At 60.8% G+C, this 16,121-nt stretch carries 17 protein-coding genes; 6 read left to right on the top strand and 11 right to left on the bottom strand.

Features of this window, described 5'->3' with window-relative positions:
- The first annotated feature begins 9 nt into the window (after nt 1–9).
- The 3 genes from maiA (at nt 10) to A3A5_RS0130060 (ending at nt 3,231) form a co-directional block, all read left to right on the top strand.
- Nucleotides 10–651 carry a maleylacetoacetate isomerase gene (gene maiA / locus A3A5_RS0130050; RefSeq protein WP_018314150.1) on the top strand — a complete coding sequence of 214 codons (642 nt, stop codon included), beginning with the start codon at nt 10–12 and terminating at the stop codon, nt 649–651.
- 32 nt (nt 652–683) lie between these two features.
- Nucleotides 684–1,895, top strand: a complete 1,212-nt coding sequence (locus tag A3A5_RS0130055; protein ID WP_018314151.1) for a 3-hydroxybenzoate 6-monooxygenase — start codon at nt 684–686, stop codon at nt 1,893–1,895.
- Between the two features lie 337 nt (nt 1,896–2,232).
- On the top strand, nt 2,233–3,231 hold the full coding sequence (locus tag A3A5_RS0130060) for a TRAP transporter substrate-binding protein (RefSeq protein WP_063829975.1): 999 nt from the start codon (nt 2,233–2,235) through the stop codon (nt 3,229–3,231).
- A 214-nt stretch (nt 3,232–3,445) separates the two neighbouring features.
- On the opposite strand, the gene A3A5_RS0130065 is transcribed toward A3A5_RS0130060, so the two are convergent.
- The 9 genes from A3A5_RS0130065 to A3A5_RS0130110 all read right to left on the bottom strand — a co-directional run bounded on the left by A3A5_RS0130065 (nt 3,446) and on the right by A3A5_RS0130110 (nt 10,326).
- Entirely contained in the window at nt 3,446–4,459 is a 1,014-nt protein-coding gene (locus A3A5_RS0130065) for a D-cysteine desulfhydrase (protein WP_018314153.1), read from the bottom strand.
- Between the two features lie 107 nt (nt 4,460–4,566).
- Nucleotides 4,567–5,292: an amino acid ABC transporter ATP-binding protein gene (locus A3A5_RS0130070; protein ID WP_018314154.1), complete on the bottom strand. Its 726-nt coding sequence runs from the start codon at nt 5,290–5,292 to the stop codon at nt 4,567–4,569.
- A 52-nt stretch (nt 5,293–5,344) separates the two neighbouring features.
- Complete coding sequence (locus A3A5_RS0130075; RefSeq protein WP_026201282.1) at nt 5,345–6,004, bottom strand: amino acid ABC transporter permease; 660 nt, start codon at nt 6,002–6,004, stop codon at nt 5,345–5,347.
- A gap of 81 nt (nt 6,005–6,085) precedes the next feature.
- The gene (locus A3A5_RS0130080; protein ID WP_018314156.1) at nt 6,086–6,886 is read right to left on the bottom strand and encodes a transporter substrate-binding domain-containing protein; all 801 of its coding nucleotides are present in this window, start codon (nt 6,884–6,886) and stop codon (nt 6,086–6,088) included.
- A 45-nt stretch (nt 6,887–6,931) separates the two neighbouring features.
- The gene (gene metC, locus A3A5_RS0130085) at nt 6,932–8,110 is read right to left on the bottom strand and encodes a cystathionine beta-lyase (protein WP_018314157.1); all 1,179 of its coding nucleotides are present in this window, start codon (nt 8,108–8,110) and stop codon (nt 6,932–6,934) included.
- 5 nt (nt 8,111–8,115) lie between these two features.
- Nucleotides 8,116–8,394, bottom strand: a complete 279-nt coding sequence (locus A3A5_RS0130090) for a hypothetical protein (RefSeq protein ID WP_157637320.1) — start codon at nt 8,392–8,394, stop codon at nt 8,116–8,118.
- A 23-nt stretch (nt 8,395–8,417) separates the two neighbouring features.
- The gene (locus tag A3A5_RS0130095; protein WP_026201283.1) at nt 8,418–8,651 is read right to left on the bottom strand and encodes a DUF6356 family protein; all 234 of its coding nucleotides are present in this window, start codon (nt 8,649–8,651) and stop codon (nt 8,418–8,420) included.
- Between the two features lie 131 nt (nt 8,652–8,782).
- Nucleotides 8,783–9,784, bottom strand: a complete 1,002-nt coding sequence (gene trxB / locus A3A5_RS0130100; RefSeq protein ID WP_018314160.1) for a thioredoxin-disulfide reductase — start codon at nt 9,782–9,784, stop codon at nt 8,783–8,785.
- 194 nt (nt 9,785–9,978) lie between these two features.
- Nucleotides 9,979–10,326, bottom strand: a complete 348-nt coding sequence (locus tag A3A5_RS0130110; protein ID WP_026201285.1) for a DUF3088 domain-containing protein — start codon at nt 10,324–10,326, stop codon at nt 9,979–9,981.
- A 244-nt stretch (nt 10,327–10,570) separates the two neighbouring features.
- On the opposite strand from A3A5_RS0130110, the gene ftrA reads away from it, so the two are divergent.
- A complete protein-coding gene (gene ftrA / locus A3A5_RS0130115; RefSeq protein ID WP_026201286.1) occupies nt 10,571–11,581 on the top strand; it encodes a transcriptional regulator FtrA in 1,011 nt (336 codons plus the stop codon).
- A gap of 505 nt (nt 11,582–12,086) precedes the next feature.
- Here the strand turns inward: ftrA and A3A5_RS0130125 are convergent.
- On the bottom strand, nt 12,087–13,091 hold the full coding sequence (locus A3A5_RS0130125; RefSeq protein ID WP_018314164.1) for an AraC family transcriptional regulator: 1,005 nt from the start codon (nt 13,089–13,091) through the stop codon (nt 12,087–12,089).
- 375 nt (nt 13,092–13,466) lie between these two features.
- Here A3A5_RS0130125 and A3A5_RS0130130 point away from each other — a divergent pair, with 375 nt between their 5' ends.
- Together A3A5_RS0130130 and A3A5_RS0130135 are read left to right on the top strand one after the other, a co-directional pair.
- Nucleotides 13,467–14,525 carry a 3-keto-5-aminohexanoate cleavage protein gene (locus A3A5_RS0130130; protein WP_018314165.1) on the top strand — a complete coding sequence of 353 codons (1,059 nt, stop codon included), beginning with the start codon at nt 13,467–13,469 and terminating at the stop codon, nt 14,523–14,525.
- Nucleotides 14,526–14,630: 105 nt separating this feature from the next.
- Nucleotides 14,631–15,377, top strand: coding sequence for an SDR family NAD(P)-dependent oxidoreductase (locus A3A5_RS0130135; RefSeq protein ID WP_018314166.1), 747 nt, complete (start codon nt 14,631–14,633; stop codon nt 15,375–15,377).
- Between the two features lie 145 nt (nt 15,378–15,522).
- Here the strand turns inward: A3A5_RS0130135 and A3A5_RS0130140 are convergent, their stop codons facing one another.
- On the bottom strand, nt 15,523–15,813 hold the full coding sequence (locus tag A3A5_RS0130140; RefSeq protein WP_157637321.1) for a hypothetical protein: 291 nt from the start codon (nt 15,811–15,813) through the stop codon (nt 15,523–15,525).
- Between the last annotated feature and the right edge of the window lie 308 nt (nt 15,814–16,121).

Here is a 16,121-nt window from a genome sequence, read left to right on the forward strand (position 1 = left end):
GGAGTAGTCATGCAGCTCTATAGTTTTTTCAACAGTTCCACGTCGTACCGCGTGCGTATCGCCCTCGCGCTCAAGGGGCTGTCGTACGAGTACCTGCCGGTGAACATCCGCCTCGGCCAGCATCATGACGGGGAATACGTGGACGGCATCAACCCGTCGGCGTCGGTACCGGCGCTGATCGATGGCGACTTCGCGCTAGGGCAGTCGCTGGCGATCCTGGACTACCTCGACGCGCACCATCCAGAGCCGCGCCTGCTGCCGGCGAGCGGCGAACTCCGCGCGCGGGTGCTCGAACTGGCGTATCTGGTGAGCTGCGACATGCACCCGGTGAACAACCTGCGCATCCTCAAGTACCTGCAAAGCGAGCTGAAGGTGTCGCCCGAGCAGAAGGACGCGTGGTATCGCCACTGGATCGACGAAGGCATGGCCGGCGTCGAGCGCCTGCTTTCCCGATATGGGGAAGGGCCGTGGTGCTTCGGCGCGCAGCCCACGCTGGCCGACCTCTGCCTTGTGCCGCAGATTGCCAATGCCTTGCGCATGGGCTGCGATCTATCCGGTTACCCGAAGGCGATGGCAGTCTTTACCCACGCCAGCGCGCACCCCGCCTTCGCCCAGGCCGCCCCGGCGCGCCAGCCCGACTACACCGCCTGAGCGCAAGAACGCCCAGGTCCAGGAGACGACACATGCAATCGAAACAATCCGATAGGAAAGTCCTGATCATCGGCGGCGGCATCGGCGGACTTGCCGCGGCGCTCGCGCTGGCGAAGCAGGGCATACGGATCGAGTTGCTGGAGCAGGCCGACCAGATCGGCGAGATCGGCGCCGGGATCCAACTCGCCGCCAATGCCTTCGCCGCGCTCGACGCGCTGGGCGTGGGGGAGGCTGCGCGTGAGCGCGCCGTGTTCACCGACCAGATGATCTTGAAGGATGCGCTCGACGCCAGCGATGTGGCCCTCGTGAACGTGGGCGCACCGTACCGCGAGCGTTTCGGCAATCCGTATGCGGTCATCCATCGCGCCGACATCCACCTGTCAATCTTGGAAGCAGTGCAGGACCATCCGCTGATCACGTTCCGCACCAGCACCCGGGTGGAAAAGCTGGAGCAGGGCGAGCGCGGCGTGACGGTGATCGATCAGCGCGGCGAATGCCACGTGGCCGACGCCGTGGTGGGCTGCGATGGAGTGAAGTCCGCTATCCGCCAGACGCTGATCGGCGACGAGGCGCGCGTGACCGGCCACGTGGTGTACCGCGCCGTCGTCGACGTAGAAGACATGCCAAAGGACTTGCAGGTCAACGCGCCTGTGGTGTGGGCCGGCCCAAACTGCCATCTCGTGCACTACCCGCTGCGCGGCGGCCAGCAGTACAACCTCGTCGTCACGTTCCACAGCCGCGAGAAGGAAGAGTGGGGAGTGAAGGACGGCAGCAAGGACGAGGTGCTGTCGTACTTCGAAGGCATCCATCCACTCCCGCACCAGATGCTCGACCGGCCGACGTCGTGGAAGCGCTGGGCCACGGCCGACCGCGATCCGGTCGAACGCTGGAGCTTCGGCCGCGCGACCATTCTCGGCGACGCCGCGCATCCGATGACGCAGTACGTCGCGCAGGGCGCCTGCCAGGCGCTCGAAGACGCCGTCACGCTCGGCGCAGCCGTGCGGGAAGCCAATGGCGGCTTCGAGGCCGCGTTCAGGCTGTACGAGCAGGCCCGCATCCCGCGCACCGCGCGCGTGCTGTACGCCGCCCGCGACATGGGCCGCATCTATCACGCCAAGGGCGTCGACCGCCTCGTGCGCAACTCGCTGTGGACCGGCCGCGCGCAGTCGCAGTTCTACGAATCGCTGCAATGGCTGCATGGCTGGCGGGCTGAGAAATGCCTGAGCCAGACGCCGTGGCTGTGAGCAGCGAGCGACGGAAAAGAAGGCGTGTCGAATACCTGCGTCTGCCAATGTTAGTTTCTATTGCTGCTATCGAAAGCGCCTTGCGAAAGACAGCTATTTGGGCGCAGCCGACGCCTGAATGGCGCAGACTGTCCGTCAGCGAGCGTCCGTGAATGGCCAGCAGGTTGTGGGCGTTCACGCTTGTTACTGCTTTGCAAGAAATCAGTAGAGCGCATCGTAGTGCCAGGAGATAGGAATGCGTAAGAATTCAGCCGTATTGGGTCTTCTTATCTTATTGACGTCGTTAAGGTATAGGCGAAGTCTTGCAAGACTGGCTTGTTACATCGCATTATCTGTAATGGCAACCGCTGCAGTGGGAGATACTCTCTCCGCAGCGAAGCCGGAGTCGAGAATTATCCATATCGCTGATTACCGTGGATATCTCGAAGCAGACCACCCAGTGCGCCGTGGCATGAACAAGTTTTCAGAACTGGTGGCCGCCCGAAGTGATGGCCGCATACGCGTGCAAGCCCCCGCAGGATCCATGCCGGGATCTCCATCAAGCCAGATCGCGTCTTTGCAGGTGGGAGATGGCAGAACGCCAGAGTTGATGCTGCAAGCTACGATCGGACTGGCCGACGTTGAAAGGGGCTTCGGTCTGATCGACCTTCCGTTCACGATCAGCAATGAAAAACAGGCCAGTGCGCTGCTCGATGGCCCTTTCGGCGCCACCCTGTTGGATCGTCTGGCAAGCCGTAATCTGATCGGACTCGCATGGTGGGAGAACGGCTTCCGACAGATGACGACTTCTACCGGGCCCATCCTGCATGCGGACAACTTCATTGGCTTGAAGATTCGTGTCATACCTTCGCCGCTGTTCGTTGAAAGCTTCAAGGAAATCGGGGCGAATCCCATTCCTTTGCCTTTTTCCGAACTGCATGCTGCGTTGAAATCCAAGAGCGTCGCAGCGCAGGATAATTTCTATTCCCAGATAGTGACGGGCAAACTGTATGAGGTTCAGACATACCTGAGTGTCACCCACCACTCTTACGGTGCCATGACATTGATCGCGAGCAAGCGCTTCTGGGACACGTTGCCGCCGGCTGACCAGGCACTGTTGCGTGACGCCGCGGAAGAGGCTGGCCAGTACCAGCGGCGCCTGATTCGCGATGAGAATGCAAAGATGCGTGCGGACCTTGAATCCAAAGGAATGCGTATAAATGAGCTGGATCCCGCCGAGCTCAAAAAGTTGAGCGAGCGGGCTCGCCCGGTGCTTGCGCGCATTGCCAGTGACTATGACGCTTCCCTTATTAACTTGTATAAGGTCGAACTAGATAAGATTCGTACGCTCCACTGAGCTAGTTTTGCCTGGGCGAGCCGTTCATCCAGCGCATCGTCGGCGTGCCCGGAGCACTCAGACAGCCTGAAGTGAAGTAAAACCCACGTTTGTCAACTAGCAGAAGAATCGTGGTAGTGGGGGGCGCCCTCGAGCCGCCTTGTCTTTTGGCTCCGCGCTTCGCGTAGCCGCGGCGGGGCTGGGCGGTGGTGTCGAGTCCCCCTCCGTTCCCGTTTTAGTCTGGGCCTGTGTTGATTGCATTGCGATACGCAAACAACGCCGGCGCACCACCGGTATGCAGGAACAACACCGGGCCATCCGAAGCAAAACGCCCGCGCGCGACGCCATCGAGCAAACCAGCCATCGCCTTCCCCGTATAGACGGGGTCGAGCAACACACCTTCGGTAGCTGCCAGGATGCGGATGGCCTCCAGCCCCGCCTGGTTGGGCTCACCATAGCGAGGTGCGAAGTACTCGTCCCACAGCTCGACCTTCAGCCCTGCCGGCACCTCGACGTCGAGCAGCGCGGCAGTCCCTTCGATCAGCCCAGCCACCTTCGGAACTTGCGCCGCGACGCTGCGCGACACGGTAACGCCGACGACCGGTGTATCCGGCATCGCGTGTGCGAGAGCCAACGCAAGCCCGCCATGGGTTCCGGCACTGCCGGACGCCAGCACGACCGCCGAGAACGCAAGACCCATCGCCTCGGCTTGCTGCGCCAGTTCCAGGCCGGCACGTACATAGCCCAATGCCCCCAGCGGATTGGACCCGCCGATTGGGATGACATACGGCTTGTGTCCCTCGCCACGCAGCCGTTCCGCAAGGGCTTGCAACTGTGCGTCGGCGTTGTCGAGGCTAGTAACCGGCTCGGCCTGTGCGTCGAACAAATCGAGCAGCAGGCGGTTGCCGCTGTGCAGGTAGTCGCCGTCTGCCGTGCCGGTCGGGTTTTCCAGCAACGCGTTGCAGCGTAGCCCAAGACGGGCTGCCAGCGCCGCCGTCTGGCGGACATGATTCGACTGTATGGCTCCGGCCGTTACGAGCGTATCGGCGCCCTGGCGCAAGGCGTCAGCCGCCAGGAACTCAAGCTTGCGCAGTTTGTTTCCGCCAAACGCAAGTGGTGTGGTGTCATCCCGCTTGACGTAGATATCGCGCCCGAGCATCCCGGACAGGCGATCAAGCTTTTGCAGGGGCGTGACCGCGCCGACCAGATCGAGGCGGGAGAAAGCGGCAAGGCGATCCGAGATCTTCATGATTTCGACTTTGGAGGAGGTGGACCAGGACGGTGCGGCGGCGGGCGTTGTCAGCGGGAACCTTGATCGCCCCCGACCGCCCCCGCCTTCATGCAAGGGGGTGTGAGTCAATGCAGGATCTTTGCGAGAAACTCCTTCGCACGGGCCGACTTCGGGTCGCCGAAGAAGGCGTCCTTGCCGGTATCCTCGACGATGGCGCCGCCATCCATGAAAACTACGCGGCTGGCGACCTTCTTCGCGAACCCCATTTCATGGGTGACGCAGATCATCGTCATGCCCTCGCGTGCCAGTTCGACCATGACGTCCAGCACCTCATTGATCATTTCGGGATCGAGCGCCGATGTCGGTTCGTCGAACAGCATGGCGATCGGATCCATCGACAGCGCGCGTGCAATGGCAACGCGCTGTTGCTGCCCGCCCGAAAGCTGCCCGGGGTATTTCCGCGCATGCGCTTTCAGGCCGACGCGCTCGAGCAGCCGCATGCCGTTCTCCTGTGCTTCCTCTTTGCAGCGTTTCAACACTTTGACCTGCGCCAGGGACAGGTTGTCGAGAATGGACAGATGCGGGAACAGCTCAAAATGCTGAAACACCATGCCAACCCGCGCACGCAACTGGGCGAGCTTGATCTTCGGATCGCCGACCATTACCCCATCCACACTGATCCGACCCTGCTGAAACGGCTCGAGGCCGTTGACCGTTTTGATCAACGTGGATTTTCCTGATCCGGAAGGGCCGCAGATGACCACGACCTCGCCTTTTTCTACCTGGGTGCTGCACGCATCAAGCACCTTGAACTGACCGTACCACTTCGATACGCCTTCGAGCGCGATCATCGTTTTGTCTCCTACTTGCAGATTGCTTTCTTCGGGTTTCCGACCCGTTAGATCAACGCGTCACAGGCAGTGTCAGACGCGCCTCGAGGCGACGCTGTGCCCATGACAATCCGGTGCTGAACAGCCAGTAGATCGCTGCTACCGACAGATACAAGGGAAGCGGTTGGAACGTTGATGCGATGATTTCCTGGGACGACCTGAGCAACTCGGTCACGGTGATGACTGACACTAGCGACGTATCCTTGATCAGGCTGATGAGCGTGTTGCCGAGGCTTGGCACGGCGAGCCGCAAGGCCTGCGGGCAGACGATGTAACGCAGCGTCTGCAGATGGCTCAGCCCGAGGCTGTGCGCGGCGCTCCACTGCCCTCTGCCGATACCGAGAATCGCGCCGCGCATGCTTTCCGACAGGTACGCGCCGGCATTGGCCGTGAGGGTAAGAATGCCGGCGCTGGTGGGGTCCAGGGAAATGCCGAGGTCTGGCAGGCCATAGTAGACGACGAACATCTGCACCAGCAGCGGCGTCCCGCGCACGACACTGACATAGGTGCGGGCAATGCCGCCGAGGATTGGACTGGTGCTGATGCCCATGATGGCGACCACGATCCCGACCAGCAGGCCGAACACCATCGACGCCAGGGCAAATTTCACAGTGATCACCGCTCCGTGCAGGAGTACAGGCGATGCATGAATAACTAGATCAAGAGATTCCATGATTCGATCCGTAGAAATGGCCGCGTGGCCGGCCAGGCCGATGCCTGCAGCGATGGAAGGAGCCGGCCGGCGTGGCAGCGATTACTGGGCGACGGGTCTGCTGGCGTCGGTACCCAACCACTGGATGGATAGCTTGCGCAACGTGCCATCCTGCTGCAACGCGTTCAGTGCGTCGTCAATGGCTTTGGCAAACTTGGGATTGCCCTTGCGGAACGGGATGCCCATCTCAAGCTTCGTGCCAGCGAGCAGCGCGCCGGTGCGTAGCGGCATCTTGGAGTTTTTGATCAGGTATGGCAGCATCAGGCGGTCATTGAGGGCCGCATCAATGCGCCCGGCCGCCAGGTCACGCAGGTTTTCCGACGTACCCGGATAGGTCTGCACCAGGATACCCGGCACGGATTTCGCCAGTTCGGCATAGTTGCTGCCCAACGTGACGCCGACGGATTTTCCCTTCAGCTCTTCAAGCGAATTGAACTCGCGCTTGTCATTGACGCGCTGAAGTACCTGGACCGCGGAATAGACGTATGGCTGGGTAAAATCCAGAGCCTGGCGGCGCGCCGGCGTGATGCCTACCTGGTTGACGATGACGTCGAACTTGCCGGCTTGCAGGCCGGCAATGATGCCACTCCACTCGGTGGTGATGAACTGGACCTTGAGCCCCATCTTGTCGGCCACGGCTTTGGCTACGGCCACGTCAAAGCCGTCGAGCTGACCGTCGCCATTGCGATAGCCAAAGGGTGGGTAAGTTCCCTCCATGCCGACTTTCAGCACGCCGCTGACTTTGACCGAATCCAGCAGATCTTCAGCGTGCACGGCTGGCGCCGTGACATTCAGGAGGGTCGCGATGCACGCGCTTTGCAACAGCAACTTCAGGCATTTCATGTCTTGTCTCCAATGTAGGAATAGGTATTTTTTTGAAGGGCAATGCTACTGCACGGCAAGTCTGCGGAACGCGGCTTCCAGATCGGCGATCAGATCCTCCTTGGCCTCAAGGCCCACGTGCAATCGAAATGCCTGGCCGGCGTACGGCCAGGCGGCTGCGGGGCGCTCCTCCTTGGGATCGAAGGGCATCACCAGACTCTCGAATCCGCCCCAGGAAAAGCCCAGGCGGAACAGCTTCAGGTCGTCGATGAAGGCACGGAACGCCTCACGCTCATATCCGGGCTTGAGTACGACGCTGAACAATCCTGAAGCCCCCGTGAAATCCCGACGCCAAAGGGCGTGGCCCGGCGCACCAGGGAGCCCGGGGTGCAATACCTGGGCCACCTCGGGGCGGCCCGTCAGCCAATCGGCAATGGCCAGTCCGCTACGTTGATGCCGCTCAAGGCGCACGGCCATCGTCCGCAAGCCCCGCTGCGCGAGATAAACGTCGTCCGGGCCCGCGTGCTGGCCAGTGGCGAAGACATAGTCGCGCACGGTGTTCCATGACTCACGGTTGGTCGTGATCACACCCATCAATGCGTCCGAATGCCCAACGATGTATTTCGTCCCCGCATGCACGGAGACGTCCACGCCGTGCTCGAATGGCTTGAAGAACAAGGGCGTGGCCCACGTGTTGTCGATGACGACGACCGCGCCATGCCGGTGTGCGACCTTCGCAATGGCAGGAATGTCCTGCATTTCGAACGTCTGGGAGCCCGGTGACTCGGCGAACACGAGCGTCGTGGTTGGACGGAACAAGGCCGCGAGGTCGGATCCAAGCGTGGGGTCGTAGAACGTCGCTGACACGTTGCAGCGGGCCAGTACCGTTTCGATGTAGTGACGCGTCGGGCCATAGACGCTGTCGCTCACCAGGATGTGATCGCCGGCTTTGACGAATGCCATGATGGCGCTCGTACACGCCGCCAGGCCGGACGACACCAGCAGCGAACGGTGCCCGCCTTCGAGCTGCGCCAGGGCGTTCTGCAACGCGAAGGTGGTCGGCGTGCCTTTGCGGCCGTACCACATGACATCCGTGTCGGCGCCAGACATGGCACGCCCGCGCGCTTCCATGTCGTCGAGATTGCGAAACGTCACGGTTGACGCATGGAAAACCGGCGGATTGACGACGCCGCCGAAATCGTCCGGATCGATCACGCCGTGCGAAAGGTAGGTATCGGGGGACATCCGGATTACCCTCGCCTGGCGCTGTTGACCATGTCGCCCAGGCGCTCCAGTCCCATGCGGATGCCGCCGACCGGCCCGTAGGCGCAATCGGCCACGTCGAACTGCAGTGAAGCCAGCCGTTCCGGCGCGCCTGCCATGGGCCCGATTTCAGGCTGCCCCTGGCCGAGGTTGCACCAGTCGGGATGACCGTTGCGGAAACCGAGCTTGACGGCTTCGTGAACGACGTGAATCACGCCCATATAGGGAACCGGGCGTAGCAGGGAAGACGCTAGTGAGCTTGTCATGTTGTTGTCGAAGGGGGGCTTGTTTATCGGTGACGCGACGCCACGCGGTTGCGATGGGTGACCATGCGCTCATGCAGCCGAGAGATCGTGTTGCTGCCTGTGGCGACGAAGAGAAAAGGCAGCATGCCGTGCACGAGCGCCGCCATCGATGCGAACAGCATCGACGCGCCAAATGAAAACGACGACAACATATGCTGCAGATAGCTCTCGCCAACCGATGCCGGGTGCTCTTGGAAGAGCCGGAATATTGTTCTCATGGTGGGGGCGTAATCCGGTATTGCGCATCGTCAGATCCTGGATTGGAAAGCCGGCTTCGCGCTGGTTGTGAGAGAAATCATAGTGTTCGATTTCCGCAAAAGGCTTCCAAAAAGAACCCACCATCTCGCTTCTAATTAGAATAATTTTCTACTGGTGTAGTGCCATTTAGAAATCCAGACCCCGGCGTACTTTCCAGATATCGCTGCGCGTCGAGCGCGGCCATGCAGCCCGTGCCGGCGCTGGTGATCGCCTGCCGATAGATGTGGTCCTGCACGTCGCCTGCCGCGAACACGCCCGGCACACTCGTGCCCGTGGTGTTGCCCGAGAGGCCGCCGTTGGTGACAATGTAGCCATTCGTCATCTCGAGCTGGCCTCTGAAGAGATCGGTGTTCGGCTTGTGGCCGATGGCGATGAAAACGCCTTGCAGTGCGAGTTCGGTGGTGTCGCCGTTTTGCACATGCCTGATGCGCAGGCCGGTCACGCCGGCCCCGTCGCCATTCACTTCGTCGAGCACGTGGTTCCATTTGATCTCGACAACACCTTGCTTCGCCTTCTCGAGCAGACGGTCGACCAGGATCGGCTCGGCGCGGAACTTGTCGCGGCGGTGGATCACCGTGACCTTTTTCGCGATGCCCGCCAGATACAGCGCTTCCTCGACCGCCGTATTGCCGCCGCCAACCACGGCTACATGCTGCTGCTGGTAGAAGAAGCCGTCGCAGGTCGCGCAAGCGGACACGCCGCGGCCCATGAAGGATGCCTCGGACGGCAGGCCGAGATACTGTGCGGACGCGCCTGTCGCGATGATCAGCGCGTCGCAGGTGTACTCGCCGGATTCGCCGATCAGGCGAATCGGCTTCCCGTCGAGCTTTACCGTGTGGATGTGGTCGAACACGATCTCGGTGTTGAAGCGCTCCGCGTGATCGAGAAAGCGCTGCATCAGATCTGGGCCCTGCACCCCCGTTGCATCCGCCGGCCAGTTTTCGACATCGGTCGTGGTCATCAACTGGCCGCCTTGCGCCAGGCCCGTGACGAGCACTGGCGACAAGTTGGCGCGCGCTGCATAGACGGCGGCGGTATAGCCGGCAGGGCCGGAACCGAGAATCAGGACCTTGGCGTGCTTGGGCGAAGACATTGGAGAATCCATAGCTTATTCAAGAGACTGCAGGCGATTGCCTGAAGCGATTACTGAGCAGGTTCGAAGTCGAGGCCCGCCATGCATGGGCACCGCCAAAGTTGCGGTAGACGATGCCGCCGATCGCAATGGTTGCGATCGGCGCGCGGGGCTGCATGGAAGGCCTCTTCACGCATGAGCCGGTGGGCCTGTAGTCAGGAGGCGGGATGCGCCACACCGTACTGCGACGACAGGTATCGACGGATATGGTCGGGCGAATCGATAAAACGCGTCTGGCCGCTTACGTGAATCTCCACGCCGTCATCGACCGGCGCGCGCCCCGCGCCGAGCACCAGGACGGGGGCGGACTGGTTCGCCTCGCCGATCAGTTCGACAATTGCCATGCGAGGGCGGGGCGCATCGATGTATTCGACATCAACTTCATTGCGCAACTGCGGGAAGAAGCCGAGCAAGCCTTCAACGGCAACGGAATCTCCACAATAGAACGGACCTTCCGAGCCTGAAAAAAAGCCGGGGCGAAGCATGAATAGTTTGTCTTTCACTTTCACTCTCTCTGCGGGTTGAAATTGCTGGCGGACGCGCGTCGCTTGCCGTATCGCGAACCACCGACCACAGGATAAGCAGCGCAATTTGAACCCACCAGTGGCACGAACGACAATTTGCGTAAAGATCGTGCCAACTTGATGAGAGTGACGGCGATCAGGATCGCAGCACACGCAACAGACATGGGGGAGAGGCTTGCGAGACGTAGAGCGGATGGGGCAAAATCAGTCGCTAGTGGCATCAATGCCAGTTCCCGTCCATATCGTGCCAAAGACCAATCCACAATCGTCTGCCAACGCAGGACTGGTTGCCGTCGTCGTGTATGACGGCCTGAGCCTCTTTGAATATGGCTGCGCCGTTGAAGTGTTCGGTCTGCCAAGACCTGAAATGGGTGACAGCTGGTATCGCTTTACGACCTGTTCCGCCGAATCGGGGAGGGTGCACGGTTCGGGGGGCATCCAGGTACAGGCTGACGGTGGCCTCGAACTCCTGGCCAAAGCGAAGACCATCATTATTCCGGGGTGGCGCGGTATCGAAGCGGACGTCCCGCCGGAACTTTGCCGCGCGTTGAGGAAGGCGAACAAACGCGGGGCGCGCGTCATGTCAATCTGCACGGGCGCCTTTGTCCTGGCGGCAGCGGGGTTGCTCGATGGAAAGCGTGCGACGACGCACTGGCGCCATGCCGCAGCACTCGCGGCGCGATATCCGGACGTCCACGTGGAAGCGGACGTCCTCTACGTCGATGCCGGCGATGTCCTCACGTCTGCCGGCAGTGCGGCGGGAATCGACTTGTGCCTCCACCTGATTCGCCGGGATCTTGGCCCGCGCGCTGCCAATCAGGTCGCACGCCGACTGGTCATGCCACCCCACCGCGAAGGCGGGCAGGCCCAGTATATCGACGAGCCGGTCTCAAAGCGTAGCGGCTCTTCGCTGGCACCCTTGGTGGACGCGGTGCGCGCAACATTGGACGAAGGCTGGTCGATTGTCAGAATGGCAAGGCAAATGGCGATGAGTGCCCGAACCTTTCAGCGGCACTTTGTCAGTACGATGGGGATGCCTCCAGGGGAGTGGCTGCTTACCGAGCGCATGGGCCGGGCCAGGACGTTGCTTGAAGAGACCGATTTATCCGTGGATGAAATCGCGGTACAAGTCGGTTTTGGCGCTGCAGCCACAATGCGCAATCATTTCCGGACTCGGCTTGGAACCAGCCCGGGTTACTACAGGCGACGGTTCAGCGCATCCGAGGCACACTGACTGGACTTTCTGATTGAGACGATCTGCCGCAGATCCTGGCGGCCAATCGAGAGGCGACCAGAGGCGGGTGCTCGAGAGGCGCGGTGATCATCCCACCGACGCCATGGACGATGGCTTCCGCATCGGCACGGTGCTAAACGCCGTGTTCGGCGGCATTTTGTGCCATTGAATACCAGCTGATACGAGCCGGTTTGCGCTTCCCCGTTGGTGGCTCCTTGCTTGTCGTCGCGAGAAAGAAGGGCTGAACGCAGTTCTTGCGGCAAATGCCAGCATGGGTGATAAGCCCAAAGCCAGCAGCAGTTGCGTGGTCGTCTTCATCGCATCTTCTTGATGGTGGATGGAAAAATGGGTTGCGCGACAGTGCCGTCGCAACGCGTGAGGCAAGACGCTACATTCCCGATGGCGACAGGACGCCGAGGGAGGCAACCAGGACGGTCATTGGGGTGATCACGTCGATCGCTCCGCGTCAGCGTGACGAGCAGAACACACAGAGAAGCGGCTCACGTTATATCTGCTGCTTGATGCTGCGCCACCGCGTCGGCGTCATGCCGAACTGCGCCGCGAACCAACGTACGAACGAGCCATAAGTGGAGTAGCCAAGCGATTCGGAAATGCGTCCGAGCGAGTAGCTTCTGTTGTCCATATAGTGGATAACGAGATCGCGCCGAACGCCATTGACCATGTCTGAGAAGACCCTTCCAGCGGCTTCGAGTTGGCGCTGCAGTGTGCGCACGTTCATCCCCAGGCCCTGAGCAACCTGCTCAATCGTCGCTCGCCCTGCCGGAAGCATCAGGTAGATCGCCTTGCGCACCTCGAGCACAATTGACGGCTCGTTGGCTCCCGGCAGACCTTCAAGCAGGCGCTGCGCATGGCGTGCCATGACAGGGTCGGCAATAGGGTTGGGCAAGTCCAGGTCGGCAGCGCGGCAAATCAAGCCATTGAAAGCGCTTGCGAACTCCAGCTTCCCCCCGAAGATGCGGCGGTGCAGCCGCAGATCTGTGGGAGCGTCATGGGTGAAATTGACGCCAAGAGGTTGCCAGGACGTGCCGAGCAGCGTGCTGCAAAGCCGTGAAAGTGAGCCCAGTGCCAGCTCAACTGACTGCGTGGATGGCCCGGCGTCATCCGCGACGACGTCTTCCCGCACGATCACCTTCTTGCCCGTCTCCTCAATCCGGATGACCAGGAACTCATTCATCAGGTGCCGATACTGAACCAGGGTGCCAACCGCGTCGCGCAGGGTCCTTTGATGGCTGAGCAACACGCTTACGACGCCGAGATCAGACAGTTGCCACAGGTCGGCCATCCGCAGCCCGAATGTTGGGCATTGCGTGAGTCGCGCCGACTCTTCCAGCAAGGCAACGGCGCCACTTCCGGAAATCCAATGTTCCGGATCCGCAAGCATCTCGCTGCTCAAGTTCAGCTTGCGCAGCAACGGCTGCGGTTCAAGGCCCAATTGCTGCGCAACCTTGAAGTAGTTCTTCATGACGCCAGTGCGAATCAACGTGCCCATTGCCTCTCCTCACCCGGTAGACAGCCCGGATTCGCTCGTTTCGGGGAAACCCGAATACCTCGACATTCTGTCACGAAATGAGACATGAATGTCGTGAAATGAGAGACAACGGCCGCCCTGGGATTACTAGACTAATCCCACAAATCGACGACGTACGGAACCCCATGGCAGCCCCTCAGAACAAGGTGATAGTCACCTGCGCCGGAGGTGGCCACGCCAGATGAGACGCGCGACATGCTTCAGCTGAAGGGCAAGCATGCGGTTGCATTCTGAGTAGTCGATCGGCGACCAGCCATTCGAGTTAATTGATGCTCGACCCGGCCACAACAATTCGTTGCGGCTTCGATAACTGACGTCCTTATCAAGGAGAACGATATGCAATTCCTGGATGATTCGCTGCACCCGGAGAATATGGACAAGGTGGTAATCACAGTGGCCCCGTACGGCCCGGAGTGGATGCCGGAAGATTTCCCGGAAGACATCCCGGTGACCATGGAAGAACAAATCCAGAAGGCGGTGGATTGCTATGAAGCCGGCGCCAGCGTGCTGCACCTGCACGTGCGTGAGCCGGATGGCAAGGGCTCCAAGCGCCTGTCCATGTTCAACGAGCTGATCGCCGGTGTGCGCAAGGCGGTGCCAGACATGATCATTCAGGTGGGCGGCTCGATCTCGTTCGCACCGGAAGATGAAGGCCAGGCCGCGAAGTGGTTGGATGATGACACGCGTCACGCGCTGGCGGATCTCGACCCCAAGCCGGACCAGGTGACGGTAGCACTCAACACCATCCAGATGAACATCATGGAGTTGATCTACCCGGAGTTCTATGAGAGCACGCACATGGCCAATCCGGCCGTCTACGATGCCTACCGTGAAATGATTGTTCCGGCTGGCCCGGCCTGGGCGGAAGAGCACTTGCGCCGCCTGCAGGAAGCCGGCATCCAGCCGCACTTTCAGTTGGTGGGCATGCATGCACTCGAAACGCTGGACCGCATGGTGCGCAGAGGGATCTACAAGGGCCCGCTGAACCTGACCTGCATCGGCATCGGTGGCGGCCACCATGGACCGCATCCGTACAACCTGTTCGACTTCATTCAACGTGCACCGGATGGCTGCACCATTACCGCAGAGTCGTTGTTCAAGAACGTACTTCCGTGGAACACGATGGCGCTGGCAATGGGTATGCACGTGCGCTGCGGCATTGAGGACACCCTCATCGATCAGCATGGCAATCGGTTCACCTCAGTGCAGCAGATTCAGCAGACCGTGCGTATCGCCAAGGAGTTGGGCCGCGAGATCGCCGATGGCAAAGAAGCGCGGGAAATCTACCGTATTGGCACCTGGTACAGCGATGTCGATGAAACCCTGGCAGCCAACGGCATGACCCCGAACCGCAAGCCCGGTGTCAAGAACGTGCCGCTGCGCCGCGTAGCCTGAGCCTGCTACGGCTCGGATAAAGAATCGATCCGGTTGATGCGCAATCCAGGCTGAGTTGCTGCAACTGGATCGCCTTGTTTTGTCTTGTTTCACATAAGGAGTGTCATGACGCATACCGTCGTTCTCGTTACGGGAGCCACGTCTGGAATTGGCCGCGCAACGGCGCTTGCATTCGGCCGTGATGGGGCACAGCTGGTTTGCTCGGGCCGCAATGCCACCGCAGGCGCTGCACTTGTGTCTCAACTCCGGGAACTCGGTGCCGAGGCCGAGTTTGTACCCGCTGACGTAGGTAATGAGGAGCAGGTCCGCCAACTCGTCGAGCACGCCGTCACCCGCTTTGGACGGCTCGATGTCGCAGTGAACAGTGCAGGGACCGAAGGCACGCCGGGGTCGATCATTGACCAGACGGTTGAGTCCTATGCAGCGACCTTCGACGCTAATGTACTTGGGACGTTCCTTAGCATGAAGCACGAGTTGCGCGTCATGCTGGAGCAGAAGGAGGGTGTTGTCATCAACCTCTCCTCCACCATGGGAAGTCGCGGCAACGCACAGAATCCAATGTATGTGGCCAGCAAGCACGCGATCGAAGGCCTGACCAAGGCTGCAGCACTCGAGGCAGGCAGATCGAATGTGCGAGTGAATGCGGTTGCACCTGGCCCTATCGATACCGGGATGCTGGACCGCATTGCAGGAGGCGCCGACAACATTGCGGCAGTTGCGGCGACGATCCCGGCGGGCCGCATTGGGACCCCGGAGGAGGTCGCCGACGCCATCGTGTTCCTCGCGTCCGCGCGGTCCAGGTACATAACGGGCCAGATTCTCGGCGTCAATGGTGGCAAGACAGCGATGTAGTCGCCGACACGCTGGGCTTGCCCCAGGCGCGGTCACGGTATCTCGCCTCGCGACATGACACGCTTCGCGCGGAAGGGAGCGTGGCAAGCTCATCCGGCGGGCGCAGAACGATCACCCTCCGAGGACGCGGGACAGGTCGAGCGGGCTAAACCGGCATAGTCCAGATGTCAATTCTGTGACCGTCCTCATCTTCAAAATGAGAGATTCGCTCATCCACCGCCCCCTGGGCGTCGCTTGGTGCAAGGCCTTGCGTGACCTGCTTCACCGGCAGGCAGCGGATCTTGTAGATCTGCTGTGGCGGGTACCGGTCTTGCGCCGCGCCGTCGCCTAACGTCACCCCATCGTGCACGTAGCGTGCGCACCAGGCGTGCGCTGTGTCCCAGTCGTCATGCAGCTCGCGCTTCGCCGGCCTTGACGTGTCCGAAATCAGGTACACGCAAAGCAATACCCTGTCTTCAATCTCTGAAAACTTCTCTGATGACCCGACCACTTAGGAACGAGTGAGAAATAACTTCCCGAAGTGGACCTGGCGTGCGCAAAGCGACGCGGGTAAGATGTGATGCCTCTGGAGGACAAACGATGCAGGCTGGTTACCGGGCTGAGGTTGAAACGCGGATGAAGCGGCTGTACGCGCGCTTGTCGGAGAAGGACCGACGGCGGTATGCGGCTGTGGAGGCGGACAAGCTGGGCCATGGCGGTTTCGAATATATTGCGAAACTGTTTGAAATGGACCCGAAAACAATT

Source organism: Cupriavidus sp. UYPR2.512 (genome assembly GCF_000379565.1).
Classification (GTDB): Bacteria; Pseudomonadota; Gammaproteobacteria; order Burkholderiales; family Burkholderiaceae; genus Cupriavidus.

Excerpts from the sequence above, each read along its gene's own strand:
- maiA (WP_018314150.1), top strand. The coding sequence starts at position 10 with ATGCAGCTCTATAGTTTTTTCAACAGTTCCACGTCGTACCGCGTGCGT.
- A3A5_RS0130055 (WP_018314151.1), top strand. The coding sequence starts at position 684 with ATGCAATCGAAACAATCCGATAGGAAAGTCCTGATCATCGGCGGCGGC.
- A3A5_RS0130060 (WP_063829975.1), top strand. The coding sequence starts at position 2,233 with ATGGCAACCGCTGCAGTGGGAGATACTCTCTCCGCAGCGAAGCCGGAG.
- A3A5_RS0130065 (WP_018314153.1), bottom strand. The coding sequence starts at position 4,459 with ATGAAGATCTCGGATCGCCTTGCCGCTTTCTCCCGCCTCGATCTGGTC.
- A3A5_RS0130070 (WP_018314154.1), bottom strand. The coding sequence starts at position 5,292 with ATGATCGCGCTCGAAGGCGTATCGAAGTGGTACGGTCAGTTCAAGGTG.
- A3A5_RS0130075 (WP_026201282.1), bottom strand. The coding sequence starts at position 6,004 with ATGGAATCTCTTGATCTAGTTATTCATGCATCGCCTGTACTCCTGCAC.
- A3A5_RS0130080 (WP_018314156.1), bottom strand. The coding sequence starts at position 6,886 with ATGAAATGCCTGAAGTTGCTGTTGCAAAGCGCGTGCATCGCGACCCTC.
- metC (WP_018314157.1), bottom strand. The coding sequence starts at position 8,110 with ATGTCCCCCGATACCTACCTTTCGCACGGCGTGATCGATCCGGACGAT.
- A3A5_RS0130090 (WP_157637320.1), bottom strand. The coding sequence starts at position 8,394 with ATGACAAGCTCACTAGCGTCTTCCCTGCTACGCCCGGTTCCCTATATG.
- A3A5_RS0130095 (WP_026201283.1), bottom strand. The coding sequence starts at position 8,651 with ATGAGAACAATATTCCGGCTCTTCCAAGAGCACCCGGCATCGGTTGGC.
- trxB (WP_018314160.1), bottom strand. The coding sequence starts at position 9,784 with ATGTCTTCGCCCAAGCACGCCAAGGTCCTGATTCTCGGTTCCGGCCCT.
- ftrA (WP_026201286.1), top strand. The coding sequence starts at position 10,571 with ATGCCAGTTCCCGTCCATATCGTGCCAAAGACCAATCCACAATCGTCT.
- A3A5_RS0130125 (WP_018314164.1), bottom strand. The coding sequence starts at position 13,091 with ATGGGCACGTTGATTCGCACTGGCGTCATGAAGAACTACTTCAAGGTT.
- A3A5_RS0130130 (WP_018314165.1), top strand. The coding sequence starts at position 13,467 with ATGCAATTCCTGGATGATTCGCTGCACCCGGAGAATATGGACAAGGTG.
- A3A5_RS0130135 (WP_018314166.1), top strand. The coding sequence starts at position 14,631 with ATGACGCATACCGTCGTTCTCGTTACGGGAGCCACGTCTGGAATTGGC.